General features: G+C 70.9%; 14 protein-coding genes. 6 read left to right on the top strand and 8 right to left on the bottom strand.

The window, feature by feature from the left end; all coding sequences use genetic code 11:
* The first annotated feature begins 36 nt into the window (after positions 1-36).
* Together wrbA and EIZ44_RS11645 are read left to right on the top strand one after the other, a co-directional pair.
* Positions 37-690: an NAD(P)H:quinone oxidoreductase gene (gene wrbA, locus EIZ44_RS11650; protein WP_134728553.1), complete on the top strand. Its 654-nt coding sequence runs from the start codon at positions 37-39 to the stop codon at positions 688-690.
* 106 nt (positions 691-796) lie between these two features.
* Positions 797-1,741 (top strand): EamA family transporter, encoded by a 945-nt coding sequence (locus EIZ44_RS11645; protein WP_134728552.1) that lies wholly within the window; start codon positions 797-799, stop codon positions 1,739-1,741.
* 211 nt (positions 1,742-1,952) lie between these two features.
* On the opposite strand, the gene EIZ44_RS11640 is transcribed toward EIZ44_RS11645, so the two are convergent.
* The 6 genes from EIZ44_RS11640 to thyX all read right to left on the bottom strand — a co-directional run bounded on the left by EIZ44_RS11640 (position 1,953) and on the right by thyX (position 8,963).
* Positions 1,953-3,542, bottom strand: a complete 1,590-nt coding sequence (locus EIZ44_RS11640; RefSeq protein ID WP_235146553.1) for a ribonuclease J — start codon at positions 3,540-3,542, stop codon at positions 1,953-1,955.
* Positions 3,543-3,646: 104 nt separating this feature from the next.
* Positions 3,647-4,660 carry a 4-hydroxy-tetrahydrodipicolinate synthase gene (dapA, locus tag EIZ44_RS11635; protein WP_051728913.1) on the bottom strand — a complete coding sequence of 338 codons (1,014 nt, stop codon included), beginning with the start codon at positions 4,658-4,660 and terminating at the stop codon, positions 3,647-3,649.
* A 112-nt stretch (positions 4,661-4,772) separates the two neighbouring features.
* Complete coding sequence (locus EIZ44_RS11630; RefSeq protein ID WP_134728551.1) at positions 4,773-6,275, bottom strand: serine/threonine-protein kinase; 1,503 nt, start codon at positions 6,273-6,275, stop codon at positions 4,773-4,775.
* 84 nt (positions 6,276-6,359) lie between these two features.
* On the bottom strand, positions 6,360-7,601 hold the full coding sequence (locus EIZ44_RS11625) for an Nramp family divalent metal transporter (RefSeq protein WP_051728914.1): 1,242 nt from the start codon (positions 7,599-7,601) through the stop codon (positions 6,360-6,362).
* Positions 7,602-7,795: 194 nt separating this feature from the next.
* A complete protein-coding gene (locus tag EIZ44_RS11620; protein ID WP_134728550.1) occupies positions 7,796-8,194 on the bottom strand; it encodes an ACT domain-containing protein in 399 nt (132 codons plus the stop codon).
* Between the two features lie 10 nt (positions 8,195-8,204).
* Positions 8,205-8,963, bottom strand: a complete 759-nt coding sequence (gene thyX / locus EIZ44_RS11615; protein WP_037812497.1) for an FAD-dependent thymidylate synthase — start codon at positions 8,961-8,963, stop codon at positions 8,205-8,207.
* Positions 8,964-9,047: 84 nt separating this feature from the next.
* Between thyX and EIZ44_RS11610 the strand changes: the two genes are divergently transcribed.
* Positions 9,048-9,575 (top strand): toxin-antitoxin system HicB family antitoxin, encoded by a 528-nt coding sequence (locus tag EIZ44_RS11610; protein ID WP_043827030.1) that lies wholly within the window; start codon positions 9,048-9,050, stop codon positions 9,573-9,575.
* Between the two features lie 323 nt (positions 9,576-9,898).
* Complete coding sequence (locus tag EIZ44_RS11605) at positions 9,899-10,774, top strand: DUF4097 family beta strand repeat-containing protein (RefSeq protein WP_051728925.1); 876 nt, start codon at positions 9,899-9,901, stop codon at positions 10,772-10,774.
* Positions 10,775-11,262: 488 nt separating this feature from the next.
* On the opposite strand, the gene EIZ44_RS11600 is transcribed toward EIZ44_RS11605, so the two are convergent.
* The gene (locus EIZ44_RS11600; protein ID WP_134728549.1) at positions 11,263-12,477 is read right to left on the bottom strand and encodes a winged helix-turn-helix domain-containing protein; all 1,215 of its coding nucleotides are present in this window, start codon (positions 12,475-12,477) and stop codon (positions 11,263-11,265) included.
* Between the two features lie 50 nt (positions 12,478-12,527).
* Between EIZ44_RS11600 and EIZ44_RS11595 the strand changes: the two genes are divergently transcribed.
* Positions 12,528-13,082, top strand: a complete 555-nt coding sequence (locus EIZ44_RS11595; RefSeq protein WP_043827028.1) for a GNAT family N-acetyltransferase — start codon at positions 12,528-12,530, stop codon at positions 13,080-13,082.
* On the opposite strand, the gene EIZ44_RS11590 is transcribed toward EIZ44_RS11595, so the two are convergent.
* Positions 13,072-13,548 (bottom strand): GtrA family protein, encoded by a 477-nt coding sequence (locus tag EIZ44_RS11590; RefSeq protein ID WP_078870439.1) that lies wholly within the window; start codon positions 13,546-13,548, stop codon positions 13,072-13,074. The two genes, EIZ44_RS11595 and EIZ44_RS11590, sit on opposite strands and share 11 nt — an antisense overlap.
* Before the next feature lie 152 nt (positions 13,549-13,700).
* On the opposite strand from EIZ44_RS11590, the gene EIZ44_RS11585 reads away from it, so the two are divergent.
* Positions 13,701-14,216, top strand: coding sequence for a YqaA family protein (locus EIZ44_RS11585; RefSeq protein ID WP_037812507.1), 516 nt, complete (start codon positions 13,701-13,703; stop codon positions 14,214-14,216).
* The last annotated feature ends 51 nt before the right edge of the window (positions 14,217-14,267 follow it).

Genomic DNA, 14,267 nt, shown 5'->3' with positions numbered 1-14,267 from the left:
GGGACGCCTCGCTGAGCCCGGCTAGGGTCGCGAGGTGTGAGCACCCGCATTCTGGTCGTTTACTACAGCGCCACCGGGAACACCGCTGCCCTCGCCGGCGCGCTCGCCGAGGGGGCGGGCGAAGCCGGGGCGGAGGTCCGCGTCCGCACCGTGGCCGAGAGCGCGCCGCCGGAAGCGGTCGCGAGCAATCGGCGTTGGCAGGCTTGGGTTGATTCCGGGCCGCACCACGAACTCGCCGCGCTGGCCGATCTCGAATGGGCGGACGGGCTCGCGCTCGGCAGCCCCACCCGGTTCGGCGGGCCCGCCGCGCAGCTGAAGTCCTTTGTGGACACCACGGGCGGCCTGTGGGCGCAAGGGAAACTGGCCGACAAGGTGGCGACGTCGTTCACGTCGGCGTCCACCGCGCACGGCGGCCTCGAAGCGACCGTGCTGGCCATCAACAACATCTTCTACCACTGGGGCGCGATCGTCCTCCCCCTCGGCTACGCGGACCCGCACCTCATGGAGTCCGGCAACCCGTACGGCGGCTCGTTCGTCTCGCGCAAATCCGCGGCGCCGGATGCCACCGCACTGCAGGCACTGCGGATTCAGGGACGACGGCTGGCAACCATCACGACACACGTCGCGACAGGCCTGACTGTGCCGATCATTACTAATCCGACCACAGCCACGGCCGAACGGCTTTCGTAGCAACGGTTACGTGCCGCGGTCGGGGTCGGCCTACTTTTGGTCGGATTAGTAAAACCGGGGAATAACTCAGTTTCGCTCGGTCGTCCCGCTCCGTAATGTCGCGCGCGTGACCACCGAACTCCCCGTCCTGGAACAACCCCGGGTGATCCACCGCGGCCGCGGGCTGTCGCTCGTCCTGCTCGCCGCGGTCTTCTTCAGCACCTCCGGGACGCTCGCGAAACCGGTCATGGGCGCGGGCATGACGCCGGAACAGGTGGCGGTGCTGCGGATCGGGACGGCGGGAGTCCTGCTGCTGATCGGCACCGCGCTCTTCGCGCCGCACACGCTGCGCGTCCGGCGCGGGGAATGGCCGATGCTGCTGGCGTACGGGGCGCTCGGTGTGGCCGGTACGCAGCTGCTGTATTTCATTGCCGCGCAACGGATCCCGGTCGGCATCGCGATCCTGCTGGAGTTCCTGTCGCCGGTGCTGATCGCGTTGTGGGTGCGCGTGGTGCGCAAGAAGCGGCTGCCGCGCATGCTGTGGTTCGGGATGGCGGTCGCGATGGTCGGACTGGCGCTGGTCGCGCAGGTCTGGCAGGGGCTGCGACTCGACGCGATCGGGCTGCTGGCCGGCCTCGGCGCGGCGCTCTGTTCGGCCGGGTACTTCCTGCTCGGCGAACGCGCGGTGGCCGACCGCGAACCGCTCGGGCTGGTCACCTGGGGCATGGTGATCGGCGGGGTGCTCGTGAGCGTCGCCGCGCCGCCGTGGACGCTGCCGCTGGGGATAGCGGGCCAGACCGTCCCCTTCGGAGCGTGGACCCCGCCGCTGTGGCTGCTGCTGCTCGGCCTGGTGATCCTCTCGACGGCGATCCCGTACGTCGCGGGAATCTCCGCGCTGCGCCACCTGCCCGCCTCGGTGGCGAGCGTCGTCGGGCTGCTCGAACCCGTCGCTGCCGCGGCGTTCGCGTGGGCGTTGCTCGGCGAAGCCCTCGACTGGCCGCAAGCGGTCGGCGCCGCGCTGCTGCTCGGCGGCGCCTACCTGGTCCAACGACAGACCGCTGCGGTCGCCTGACTCCCTCTCCGGACGGAGACGGGAACCAACCTCGCGCGGGATGTGTCCTATCCGCGGGCCCGCCACACTGGAGCGAGCCGCACGAGACACCTGGGGGATCTCATGGACCACCGACCGAGCCGGGCCGAACAGCGCAGAGCCCGCAACGCGCTCGCCCGCCAGGCAGCGATCGTCGTGATGGCGTTGCTGCTGGCGGGCGCGCGGCGCTGAATCAGACCGGGATGACCGTCGGCACGATCATCGGCCGCCTGCGGTAGGTGTCGGCGACCCACCGGCCGACGACCCGGCGCACCGCCTGCGCGATGCGGTGGGTGTCGGTGATGCCCTCGGCTTCGGTCCGCGCCAGCTCCATCTCCACGAGCGGCACGACGGCGTGCAGGGCCTTCGGGTCGTCGGAGAAGCCGCGGCCGGAGATCGTCGGGCTGCTGACCGCGCGGCCGGTGTTCGAGTCGATCACCACGGTGATCGCGATGAACCCGCCCTCGCCGAGCACGAGCCGGTCGGACAGAGTCGACTCGCCGACGTCGCCGACGGACAGCCCGTCCACGTACACGTGCCCGACCTCGACGCGGCCGGTGCGCGAGGCCTTGCCGTCGACCAGGTCCACGACCACGCCGTCCTCGGCGATCACCACGTTGTCCGGCGCGACGCCGGTGCGGATCGCGAGCTCTCCGTTGGCGCGCAAGTGTTTCCACTCGCCGTGCACCGGCATGACGTTGCTCGGCCGGACCGCGTTGTACAGGTACAGCAGCTCGCCCGCGGACGCGTGGCCGGACACGTGCACCTTCGCGTTGCCCTGGTGCACGACGTTCGCGCCGAGCCGGGTCAGGCCGTTCACGACGCCGAACACCGCGGTCTCGTTGCCCGGGATCATCGAGCTGGCCAGCACGACGGTGTCGCCCGCGCGGATCGAGATCTGCCGGTGCTCGCCGCGGGCCATCCGCGACAGCGCCGACAGCGGCTCGCCCTGCGAACCCGTCGACACGAACAGCACCTTGCTCTCGGGCAGGTTGCTCGCCTGGTCCAGGTCGACGAGCAGGCCTTCCGGCACGTTCAGCAGGCCCAGTTCGGCCGCGATGCCCATGTTCCGGACCATCGACCGGCCCACGAACGCCACCCGGCGGCCGTGCCGGACGGCGGCGTCCAGCACCTGCTGCACGCGGTGCACGTGGCTCGCGAAGCAGGCGACGATGACGCGCTGGTCCACGCGCCGGACGACGTCGTCGAGCACCGGGCCGATGTCGCGCTCGGGCATGACGAACCCGGGCACCTCGGCGTTGGTCGAGTCCACGCAGAACAGGTCCACGCCCTCGTCGCCGAGGCGCGAGAAGCCCGCGAGGTCGGTGAGCCTGCCGTCGAGCGGCAATTGGTCGAGCTTGATGTCGCCGGTGTGCAGCACGACGCCGGCCGGCGTGCGGATGGCGACCGCGAGCGCGTCCGGGATCGAGTGGTTCACCGCGAAGAACTCGAGGTCGAACGCGCCGACCTTGCGCTTCTCCCCCTCGCGCACCTCGATCAGCTTCGGCCGCTGGCGGTGCTCCTTGGCCTTGGCCGCGAGCAGCGCGTTGGTGAAGCGCGAACCGTAGATCGGGACGTCCGGGCGCAGCCGGAGCAGGAACGGGACGGCGCCGATGTGGTCCTCGTGCCCGTGGGTGAGCACAAGGCCGTCGATGTCGTCGAGCCGGTCCTCGATCGCGCGGAAGTCGGGCAGGATCAGGTCGACGCCCGGCTGGTCGTCCTCGGGGAAGAGGACGCCGCAGTCGACGATCAGGAGCCTGCCGTCGTATTCGAAGACGGTCATGTTGCGCCCGACCTCGCCGATGCCGCCGAGCGCGACGACGCGCAGGGCTCCCTCGGGAAGGGCGGGCGGGAGGTGCGTCGGGCCGGGTCCGGCGGGAAGTGAGGTCACCGGGGCATTGTCCCAACGCTGGTGTGCGAGGTGGGGGCGGTGTAGGCCGCCTGCGAATCTGCTTGTGCCACCCGTGCACCATGCCAGTCCGAGGCCGCGCTGTCCTCCAGCGGCACGCCGCCCTGGGCGAGATCGGCCGCGATCTGCTCGAACTGGTCGTCGAACGGGGCGACGATCGGCAGCCGCGGGTCGCCGATGTCGAACCCGCGCAGCCGCAGCGAAGCCTTGCTGAACGCCACGCCGCCGACCCGCGACATCGCCCGCAGCACCGGCAGCATCGCGCGGTGGTTCGTGCGCGCGGTGGACGTGTCGCCTGCCTCGTAGGCCTCGATCATCGCGCGGATCCGGCCCGCCACGACGTGCCCGATCACGCTGACCACGCCGACCGCGCCGACCGACAGCCACGGCAGGTTCAGGCCGTCGTCGCCGGAGTAGTAGGCGAGGTGGGTGTTCGCGATGACCTCGGAGCCGGCGATCAGGTCGCCCTTCGCGTCCTTGACCGCGACGATCCGCGGGTGCTCGGCCAGCCGCTGCAGCGTGTCGACCTCGATCGGCACGATCGAGCGCGGCGGGATGTCGTAGAGCATGACCGGCAGCTCGGTCGAGTCGGCGACCGTCGTGAAGTGCGCGTACAGCCCGGCCTGGCTCGGCCGCGAGTAGTAGGGCGTGACGACGAGCAGGCCGTGCGCGCCCGCCTCGGCGGCGGCTTGCGCCTGCTCGATGCTGTGCGCGGTGTTGTTGGTGCCCGCCCCCGCGACGACGGTCGCGCGGTCGCCGACCGCCTCGACGACGGCGCGGACCAGGGCGGCCTTCTCCTCGTCGGAGGTGGTCGGGCTCTCGCCGGTGGTGCCGTTGACGACGAGGCCGTCGTTGCCGAGGTCCACGAGGTACTCGGCCAGTTCCTGGGCCCGCTTCACGTCCAGCGCCCCGGCTCGGTCGAAGGGGGTCGCCATCGCGGTGAGCACGCGGCCGAACGGACGTCCGGGCGCGGCGGCAGGTGAGGTGGACATGGCCACGACGGTACCTCGTCGGAGCGCCGAACCCGGCCTCGACCTGGTGTGCCACCGGCAACTTCGGAGAATTTCCGCCGCCGCGCCGCTCGCGGCGGAACTTCTCGCGCGGCTACTTGACCTTGGCGGTGATCTGCGCCGGGATCTGGTCGTTGTTGGCCCGCGACAGGACGCAGTAGATCTTGCGGTTCGGGCCGCTGCTGCTGTCGCTGTCCGGCTGGACCTGCCACCCCTGCTGGGTCGGCACGATCGCCCGGTACGACAGCCCGGCGCGCTGCTGCTGCGGCACCACCGAGGAGTGGAACGTCGCCGCGCAGCGGGCCTCGGCGGCCCGGCTGATGTCCTCCAGGCCGGGATACGGGGCGACGGCCGCGTCGTCGTTGCTCCAGTTCTCCAGCGGCAGCGGGTCGGCCGCGTCGTAGACCTCGAGCGTGTGGTTCTTCTTGCAGTCGACGTTGTTGTCCGAGCTGATCACCACGCCCGGCTGGACGACCGCGTTGTAGCAGATCTCGTACGAGGAGAACTTGGCTTTGAGATAGCCGTCCGGACCGTAGGTGACCGTCTCGGCCTGCTGCTCGTCCTTCTTCGGCGACCACACCGGTTTGCCGAGGAAGAACCCGCCGACCAGCGCGGCGATCACCAGCACCGCAACAGCGCCCGCCCACAGGCCGCGCCTGCTCTTGCCGTCCGGCTTCGCCGCCAGCCGGGTCGGCTGCCCGCCGACGCGGGTCTCCTGCTGCGGCATCACCGCGGTGGCCGGACGCTGCTGCGGACCGGTGGCGTGGGCGAGCTGCGCCCGCGCCTGCGCCGCGGTGAGCCGGGCTTCCGGGTTCGCCACCAGCAGGCCGAGGATGACCGCGCCGAGCGGCCCCTGCACGCGGGTCAGGTACGGCACTTCGGTCATGATCGCGTGCAACGTGGCGGCCGTGGTGGGCCGTTCGAACGCGACGATCCCCTCGACCGCGAAGTACAGCGTCGCGCCGAGCGACCACAGGTCCGATTCCGGCATCGCTTCGCGGCCCTCGACCCGCTCCGGGGCCATGAACGCGGGCGAGCCGACGATCATCCCGCTCGTGGTGAGCCGCGGGTCGTCGATGGCGTGCGCGATGCCGAAGTCGGTGAGCTTCACCCGGCCGTCCGGCGCGACCATGATGTTGGCCGGCTTGACGTCGCGGTGCACGATCCCGGCGGCGTGCGCGGCCTGCAGCGCCGACAGCACCCGCTCCCCGATCACCGCCGCCTGCTGCTCGGGCATCGGGCCGTGCGTGCGCACCAGGTCGGCGAGCGTGGGCGCCTCGACCAGTTCCATCACGATCCAGGTGGTGCCCTGGTCGGTGACCACGTCGTAGACCGTGACGACGGCCGGGTCGTTGAGCCGCCCGCCCGCGCGCACTTCGCGCAGGATCCGCTCCGAGAACACCGCGGCGCCTTCTGCTTCGGGCAGCCGCAGCTCCTTGATCGCGACCTGCCGCCCGATCACCTGGTCCTGCGCGCGCCACACGATGCCCATGCCGCCGCGGCCCAGTTCGCCGAGCAGCAGGTAGCGGCCGGCCACCACGCGGCCGGCGGGGGCCGTGCGGTTCGGGTCGTGCGGGCGGGTCTGTTCGTCGGTCACGGGGTCGGGCTCCTCGGTCGGCTTCGCGCAGATGCTAGTCCGACCGTCCGGCAGCCTTGCCGGTTCCGTCCGGTTAGGACGGCGTCAGCCGGTGAAGGTGAGCACGATCAGCACGACGTTGAGCAGGATGATCACCGCCGCGATGACGGCGGCGAGCACCGTGGTGGTCCGGCGGTTGACGTCCGTGCCCATGAGTCCGCGGTCGGCGGTGAGCCGGATCAGCGGCACGAGCGCGAACGGGATGCCGAACGACAGCACCACCTGCGAAACCACCAGCGCGGCACTCGGATCGGCGCCCAGCGCCAGCACGACGATCGCCGGAGTGAGCGTGACGAGCCGCCGCACCACGATCGGAATCCTCTTGCGCAGCAAGCCTTGCATGATCATCGCGCCCGCGTACGCGCCGACCGACGTGGACGCCAGCCCGGACGCGAGCAGCCCGATCGCGAACAGCAGCGCGACCCCCGGCCCGAGCGCGGCGGCGACCGCGCCGTGTGCGCCTTCGATGGTGTCAACGCCTTGCTGGCCTTGGAGATTCGTCGCGGCCACGAGCAGCATGCCGAGGTTCACCGCGCCGGCGAGCAGCATCGCGAACCCGACGTCGTAGCGGGTCGCCCGCAGCAGCCGCCTGCGCCGTTCGGGTTCCGGTTTGCCGTGCCGGTCGCGGACCAGTCCGGAGTGGAGGTACACCGCGTGCGGCATCACCGTCGCACCCAGCATCGCGGCCGCGATCAGCACGCTGTCGCCGCCGCTGAAACGAGGGATCAGGCCGTTCGCGATCCCGGCGGCCGACGGCGATTCGACGAACAAGCTCGCCAGGAACCCGACCGCGATCACCACCAGCAGGCCGGTCACGACGCGTTCGAACGGGCGCTGTCCGCCGCGGTCCTGCACCGCGAGGAGCACCAGCGACACGAGCCCGGTGATGAGCCCGCCCGCGACCAGCGGGAGCCCGAAGAGGAGGTTGAGCGCGATCGCGCCGCCGACGACCTCGGCCAGGTCGGTGGCGATCGCGACGATCTCCGCCTGCGCCCAGTACGCGAGCCGCGCCCGGCCGGACAGCCGGTCGCGCAGTGCCTCGGGCAGCGACTGGCCGGTGACGAGACCGAGCTTCGCCGACAGGTACTGCACCAGCACGGCCATCAGGTTCGCCGCGACAATGACCCACACCAGCAGGTAGCCGTAGCGCGCCCCGGCGCTGACGTTGGCCGCCACGTTGCCCGGGTCGACGTAGGCGATCGCGGCGACGAACGCCGGTCCGAGCAGCGCCCAGCCGGCGCGCAGCCGGGCCACGCCGCGCGGACGTGCCGCTTCCGCCACCGCCATGTGCGCCACTCCCTGGTATCGGTCGCCCCAACTCGAAGTTTAGGCATGCCGAACTTTGCGGGGCAAGGGTGTGCTGCGCCACGCCGCGCCCGCCCTCGCAGACGTCGGCATCGCGCGTCGGGCGCGGCGGGACGGTCCGTGAAGGGCTCCTTGAGGGAATCAGATTCCTTCAAGGAGCCCTTCACGGACTTTCGTCAGGCAGGCAGGAGCACTTCGTGCCCGGCGTCGCGGAACGCCGCCACGGCGCGGTCGAGGTCGTCCGAGCGCACGAGGATGTGATCGGTGTCGAAGGTGGACAGCGAGAACAGCGCGACACCCGCCGCCGCCAGCTCCGAGGCGAGCGCGGAGATGATGCCGGTGAGGGTGAATTCCAGCGGCCCGCGCACGGTGAACAGCCGCCAGCCGTCCTCGACGGTGCCGCCCTCGGGTTCACGGCCGGTCGGGCAGATCACCGACAGTTCGTCGGGCGTGCGGGTGACCGACACGAGCGCGGGCTCGCCGGGTTCGAGCAGTTCGGCGGGAACGGCGGCGTCGGCGGGCAGCCGCACGACCGAGTAGGGGCCGGGGCGGAGGTCGATCGTCAGGTGTTTCATCAGTGCGTTGTCAGCCTTCCAGCACTTTCGGGCTCGAGGCGATCTCGGTGCCGTCGGGCAGGGTCGAAATCGTGAAGTCGGCGAACACGTTGGCCGCCGCCTTGTGCAGCTGCCGCAGGCATTCGATGGCCAGCGAACGGATCTCGACGTCCGCGTGCTCGGTGGCGCGCATCGCGATGAAATGCCGCCAGGCTCGGTAGTTTCCGGTGACGACGATGCGGGTTTCGGTCGCGTTCGGCAACACGGCGCGGGCCGCCTGGCGCGCTTGCTTGCGGCGCAGGGTGGCGCTGGGCGTGTCCGCGAACTTCTCCTCCAGCCCGGCGAGCAGCTCGTCGTACGCGGCCGCGCTGGCCTGCGTGGCCTTGACGAATTTCTCGTGCAGCACCGGGTCTTCGGCGATGACGTCCGGCTCGACGAACTCGGCGTCGCGCTCGGGAACGTAGCGCCGGGAGAGCTGGGAGTAGGAGAAATGCCGGTGCCGGATCAGCTCGTGGGTGAGCGAGCGGGAGATCCCGGACAGGTAGAAGGTGACCGACCCGTGCTCCAGCACGGCGAGGTGGCCGACGTCGATGACGTGCTCGAGGTACCCGGCGTTGGTCGCGGTCGCGGGATTCGGCTTCTCCCAGGACTGGTAGCAGGCGCGGCCGGCGAACTCGGCGAGCGCTTCGCCTCCGTCGGCGTCGGTGGACCAGGGCACGTCCTCGGGCGGGAAGAACTCGGTTTTCGCGATCAGCTGCACCTTGGGCGGCACCGGTCTCGCTCCCCTCATGTCGGCTCCGCCAGCCTAACCCGGCGGCACGGGTGACATCACCGCGCCTTGACGTGACGTCATTGGTGACGCCATAGTGGTGTCATGGACTTGACGCCGTATATCGCGAACCTTCGCGAAGACCTCGCGAACACGGCCTCCGCCGGGGACGAGCAGACCCGGCGGGCGGCCGCACTGCTGTCGTCTGCTCTGGAGCCGGCGGTCCGGCTGACGCTGATGAACGCGCTGGCCGACCTGGCGGCCGAGGTGACCGCCGCGCTGCCCGGCCAGGTCGTGGACGTCCGGCTCGACGGCCGGGACGTGCGCGTGGTCGTGACCGGCGGCGAGGACCGTTCTTCGTCCGCGCCTCCCCCGCCGCCGCCACCGCCCGCCCCGCCGATCGACGGCGGCGACATCTCGCGGATCACGCTGCGGCTGGTCGAGCAGATCAAGGGCCAGGCCGAACAGGCGGCCGCCGCGCAGGGGGTTTCGCTGAACACGTTCGTGGCGCAGGCCGTGCAGGGGGCGCTCGGCCAGGCGCAGCAGCACCAGCAACGGCACCAGCGCTGGCACGACAGCAGCAGCGGCGGGGGCCGCACCGAGACCAAGCTGCACGGCTGGGTCGAAGGCTAGAAGGGGGCACCACCATGGGCGAAAACCGGGAAGACCAGGGGAAGAACACCGAAGACCGAGTTGGGGAACCTGGCTTCGGGACGGAGGAAGCGGCCAGCGCCGACGCTGCTTCGACGACATCCGCCGAATCTGCCGCTCCGGCGGGCGAAGCGGCGTCCACTCCGGCGGGCGAAGCTGCATCCGCTCCGGACAGCTCGGCGGGCGACGGCGCTTCGGAGGCCGCCAGCGAATCTGCTGCTCCGACAGGCGAAGCTGCGTCCACTTCGGACAGTTCCGCGGACGACGCTTCGGCGGGTTCCGACAGCGCGGAACCGGGTCCGTACGTGCGGCTGCAGGACTTCGAGGCGGACGGTCCGGTCGAACTGGACCTGGGCGTCACGATCGGGCGGGTCGAGGTCGTGCTCGGGCGGGAGTCCGGGGTGACGGTGCGGTTGCAGCACGACGCGGGCGATCAGCCGTCGTGGGTGAACGGGGTCAGCAGCCTGCTGTCGTGGGTCGGCGAGAAGTTCGGGGACCAGTTCGGCGGCGTGCCGGAGTTCTCGGTCGCGGACGCGGTGCGCCAGGCGCGGATCGAGAAGACCGGCAACCGGGTCGTCGTTCGGGCGGCCAAGGCGTGGCAGCTGCGGAACGTCCCGGTAGCGGTGACGGTGCACGCGCCGGCCGGGTCGCACCTCGAAGTGCGCGCGGGTTCGGCGGACGTCACGGTGACCGGCGCCGCGGGTCGCGCGGACATCCTCACCGGGTCCGGCGAAGTGTCGCTGGAACGCGCGGACGGCGCGGCCACCATCCGGACCGGAACAGGAGCCGTGAAACTCGGCCCGACCCTGGCCGGACTGCAGTTGCGCAGCGGAAGCGGCTCGGTCGAAGCGGCGTCGATCGCCGGACCGGCAACGCTCGGCACCGGCACCGGAAACGTCTGGCTGGGCGCGGTCGAGGGCGACGTCATGGCCCGCACCGGCAGCGGCGACCTCTCGGTGGCCGACGCGGCATCCGGCTCGCTCGAACTGATCACCGGCTCGGGAGAGGTGCGCGTCGGCATCCGGAGCGGAGTGCGAGCGGAAGTGGAACTGGCGTCGGCGGCCGGGCGGGTTTCGAGCGAATTGGACGTCTCGGAAACGCCGCCGGAGGGCGCGGTCGCGCTGAAAGTCCGCGCCCGCACCGGAACCGGCAACGCAGTGGTGACCCGCGCGGCGGGCTGACATCCCGTCTGCTTTGGCCTGCACACTCCACTACCCCGAGTGCGCCGAGCAGACGGATGCAAGGGGGAGGCGGCGGGCCGCACCGGAGGCATCCCGGGCGGCCCGCCGCTTCGTGCTGCGCGGGGGTTTTCCTGGCGGGGCAAAGCGTTTCTGGCGGTGATGGGCCGGATGCGGGGTGCCGCAATGGGTTCAGGACGGGTCAGGGTTGTCCTGCGCGCGCGAGGCCTGCTTCATTCAGCCGGGTCTAAGCTCGGCGGCCGTTTTGGCCTACGAGTCCTCCGCAGCCGAGCACGCTTTCTCACGCCCGGCAGCTGCCAAAACTTCCGCGCGCCACGCCATAACCACCGGGAACTTCCGCGAGCCGCCGGGAACCTCCCGCATGCCAAGCAAAGACCTCCGCGCCCGCCAACCTCACCCGCCACGGCAAAGACTTCCGCGGCCGTCGTGAGTGGCAATTCCGGTAAGCACCAACACCCACTAGCCCCCGCTTACTTCACCGCTCGTCGCAATGCCCGGGCCAGGTCACCCCGCTCCCCCACCGTCACGCCGTCCAGGCCTTGCCATTCCGCCATCGTCCGCAGTTCTCCGGCCAGTTCCGCTGCCACTCGCGGCTGGTCGGCGCCGGGTTCGGCGAACGCGCCCTGCACTCGCAGCACCCCGGCCGCCCGGTCGGATTTCAGGTCCACTCGTGCGGACAGCGCGCCGTCCAGGAGGAACGGGAACACGTAATACCCGTACTCCCGCTTCGGTTCCGGCACGTAAATCTCGATGCGGTACCGGAATCCGAACAACCGCTCCGTCCGCGCGCGTTCCCAGATCAGCGGGTCGAACGGGCACAGCAAAGCCCGCCCGGACACTGCCCGCGGCGTCCGCGCGTCGGCGTGCCGGTACGCGACCGCGCGCCAGTCGGCCACCTGGACCGGCTCCAGGACGCCTTCCTCGACCAGTTCCTGGACAGCTTGCCGAGAGACGTCCGGGCCAAGGCGGTAGTAGTCGCGCAGATCGGTTTCCGTTGCCACGCCCAGTGCCCGCGCCGAACGGTCGATCAGGCCGCGCGCGCCCTCCTCCGCGGAAACCTTGCGGGACAGGATCTCCGGCGGCACGACTCGCTCCGTCAGGTCGTACAGCCGCTCGAAGGACCGCCGCGTTCCGGTGCTCAGCTGGCCGACGCCGAACAGGTACTCGCACGCCTTCTTCACCACCGAGCGTTCCCACCACGCACCCGGCCCGCGCCGGACCGCCTCGGTCTCCAGTTCCTTCTCGATCGCTCCGGCGCCGATCGGGCCGTGTTCCTTGACGACCGCCAGCACGTCGTCGAGCAGGCCGGGCATCGTGTCGACCACCTTGGTGTAGTTCCGCCACCAGCCGTCCCGCTTCGCGCCGGACCGCAGCAGCGGCCAGTCTTCGATCGGCAGCAGGCTCGCCTCGTGCGCCCACGACTCGACCAGCAGCCGCGGCCGTCGTGCGCGGTGGCTCCACGCGGCGTCGTCGACCAGCGCCGGGTCGTACGCGCCCAGCCTCGAGAACAGCGGCATGTAGTGCGCGCGCACGGCGACGTTGACCGAGTCCAGCTGCAGCAACTGGACCCGCGACAGCACCTTGGCGAGGTGCCGCCGGGTCGGGTCGGAGGCGGGCCGCGGGTCGGCGAACCCCTGCGCGGCCAGAGCGGTGCGGCGGGCGGCGGAAAGGCTGATCGTCTGCATGATTCCGCCATGGTGCCAGCCACCCCCGACAGTTTCGGTACATTGCCCGCGTGAGTGCCGCCGAAGTCCGCCCCGCGAACCCGTCCGACGCCGCGGAGATCGCCCGCATCCAGCGGCTGACCTGGCGGGCCGCCTACGCCGGCCTGCTGGGCGACGAAGCCATCGACGAACTCGACAAGGCCGACCTCGAAGGCACCTGGGCGGAGACGATCGAGTACCCCGGCTCCCGCGTCTACCTGGCCACCGAGGGCTCCTTCACGGTCGGCTACTGCGTCGCGGGTCCGGCCCCGCAGGACGAAGCCGCCGCGGCCGACGGGTCAGCGCCCGAGGACGCTCCCGGCCTGATCGCGTCGCTGGTGGTCGAGCCGCGCTGGGGCCGTCGCGGGCACGCCGGGCGGCTGCTCGCGACCGCCGCCGCCGACCTGCGCGCGAACGGGCTCAGCCGCGGCATCACCTGGGTCGCGCAGTCCGACCACGCGACGCTCGGCTTCTACCGCCGCGCCGGCTGGTCTCCCGACGGCACCGTCCGCACCCTCGACACCGGCCGCGGCACGCTGCGCGAGGTCCGGCTCACCGGCACCCTGGAACTGGAACTCACACACTGACCGGCTCTTCGCGCTTCGCGAAGACCACCCAGCGCATCACCGAGTACATGAACACGCCCTCGCACGCCCCGGCGATCAGCCGCGACAGGTGGTATTCGACGCCCAGCGCGGCCAATCCAGCGCCCAGCCCGAGCAAAAACGCCAGGTAGTTCACGGCGATCGCCGCCACGTACAGCACCGCCTGGCGGCCCACCGGCGCGTGCGAACGGAAGTTGAGCGCTCGGTTCAGCACGAAACTCAACCCGAACGCGACCACGTATGCGACGCTGATCGACAGCCACACCGGCCACTTCAACCCGCCGTGAAACAGCGTCAGCAGCAGAAGATCGACACCGAAGGTGAAGCCGTTGATCACCGCGAAACCGAGGAAACTCGGCGCGACGATCCGCGGCAACCCGAATGGCAGTACGCGCACGACGGCGGCACACAACCCGGCGAAACGGTCGGCGATCGGCACCTCAGGCACGGGTTCGAGAGTGGCAGCAGAAGGTGTCCGAGACCGGTCGGCCAGGTGATCTTCTGGGGTTGGCTCCCCGGGAAAGAGTGGGGTTAACCCCCGTGATCTTTTCGTGATGGCTGATAGCTTGGAGTGAGCACGGACACGGAGGGGGTGGCGCGATGGGATGGGTGCTCATCACCCTCGGCGTCGCCTTCGGCTCGGCGATCGTGCCGCTGATCAACGCCGAGCTCTTCGTCATCGGCCTCTGCGCGAGCCAGCCCGGCGTGCCCTGGCTGTGGCTGGGCGGCGCGGTAGCGGTCGGGCAGATCGCCGGGAAACTGATGTACTACCTGGCCGCACGCGGCTCGATCCGGCTCCCGAAATTCCTTCACGACCGGCTGCACCGCGAACGCCCGATGACGCCGCGACGGGTCCGCTGGCAGCTGCGCACCAAGGTGATCCGCGGCAAGATCGAGGCGCTGCGCGAACGCTGCCAGCGCCATCCGCACTGGATGACCGGCACCTACGGGGTCAGCTCGCTCGTCGGGCTGCCCCCGTTCATGGCGACGAGCGTGCTCGCCGGGATGGTCCGGATGCGGCTGACGACGTTCCTCGCCGCGGGCCTCGCCGGGCGGTGGGTGCGGTTCAGCCTGCTGGCGGCTTCGCCCGCGATGTTCGCCGGCTGGCTGCAGTAAGCGACTAGACGTACGTGAGGGGAACCCTGAGGGAATCGGATTCCCTCTGAA

Source organism: Amycolatopsis nivea (assembly GCF_004522235.1).
In the GTDB taxonomy this organism is placed as follows: domain Bacteria; phylum Actinomycetota; class Actinomycetes; order Mycobacteriales; family Pseudonocardiaceae; genus Amycolatopsis; species Amycolatopsis nivea.
The sequence above is the reverse complement of the archived record's forward strand: the minus strand, read 5'-3'. Positions and strand labels throughout refer to the sequence as shown.

Bases quoted from the DNA above. Each gene is read 5' to 3' on its own strand.
- thyX (WP_037812497.1), bottom strand. From the start codon at position 8,963: ATGAGGGGAGCGAGACCGGTGCCGCCCAAGGTGCAGCTGATCGCGAAA.
- EIZ44_RS11585 (WP_037812507.1), top strand. From the start codon at position 13,701: ATGGGATGGGTGCTCATCACCCTCGGCGTCGCCTTCGGCTCGGCGATC.
- EIZ44_RS11640 (WP_235146553.1), bottom strand. From the start codon at position 3,542: ATGACCGTCTTCGAATACGACGGCAGGCTCCTGATCGTCGACTGCGGC.
- EIZ44_RS11625 (WP_051728914.1), bottom strand. From the start codon at position 7,601: ATGGCGGTGGCGGAAGCGGCACGTCCGCGCGGCGTGGCCCGGCTGCGC.
- EIZ44_RS11610 (WP_043827030.1), top strand. From the start codon at position 9,048: ATGGACTTGACGCCGTATATCGCGAACCTTCGCGAAGACCTCGCGAAC.
- EIZ44_RS11600 (WP_134728549.1), bottom strand. From the start codon at position 12,477: ATGCAGACGATCAGCCTTTCCGCCGCCCGCCGCACCGCTCTGGCCGCG.
- dapA (WP_051728913.1), bottom strand. From the start codon at position 4,660: ATGTCCACCTCACCTGCCGCCGCGCCCGGACGTCCGTTCGGCCGCGTG.
- EIZ44_RS11620 (WP_134728550.1), bottom strand. From the start codon at position 8,194: ATGAAACACCTGACGATCGACCTCCGCCCCGGCCCCTACTCGGTCGTG.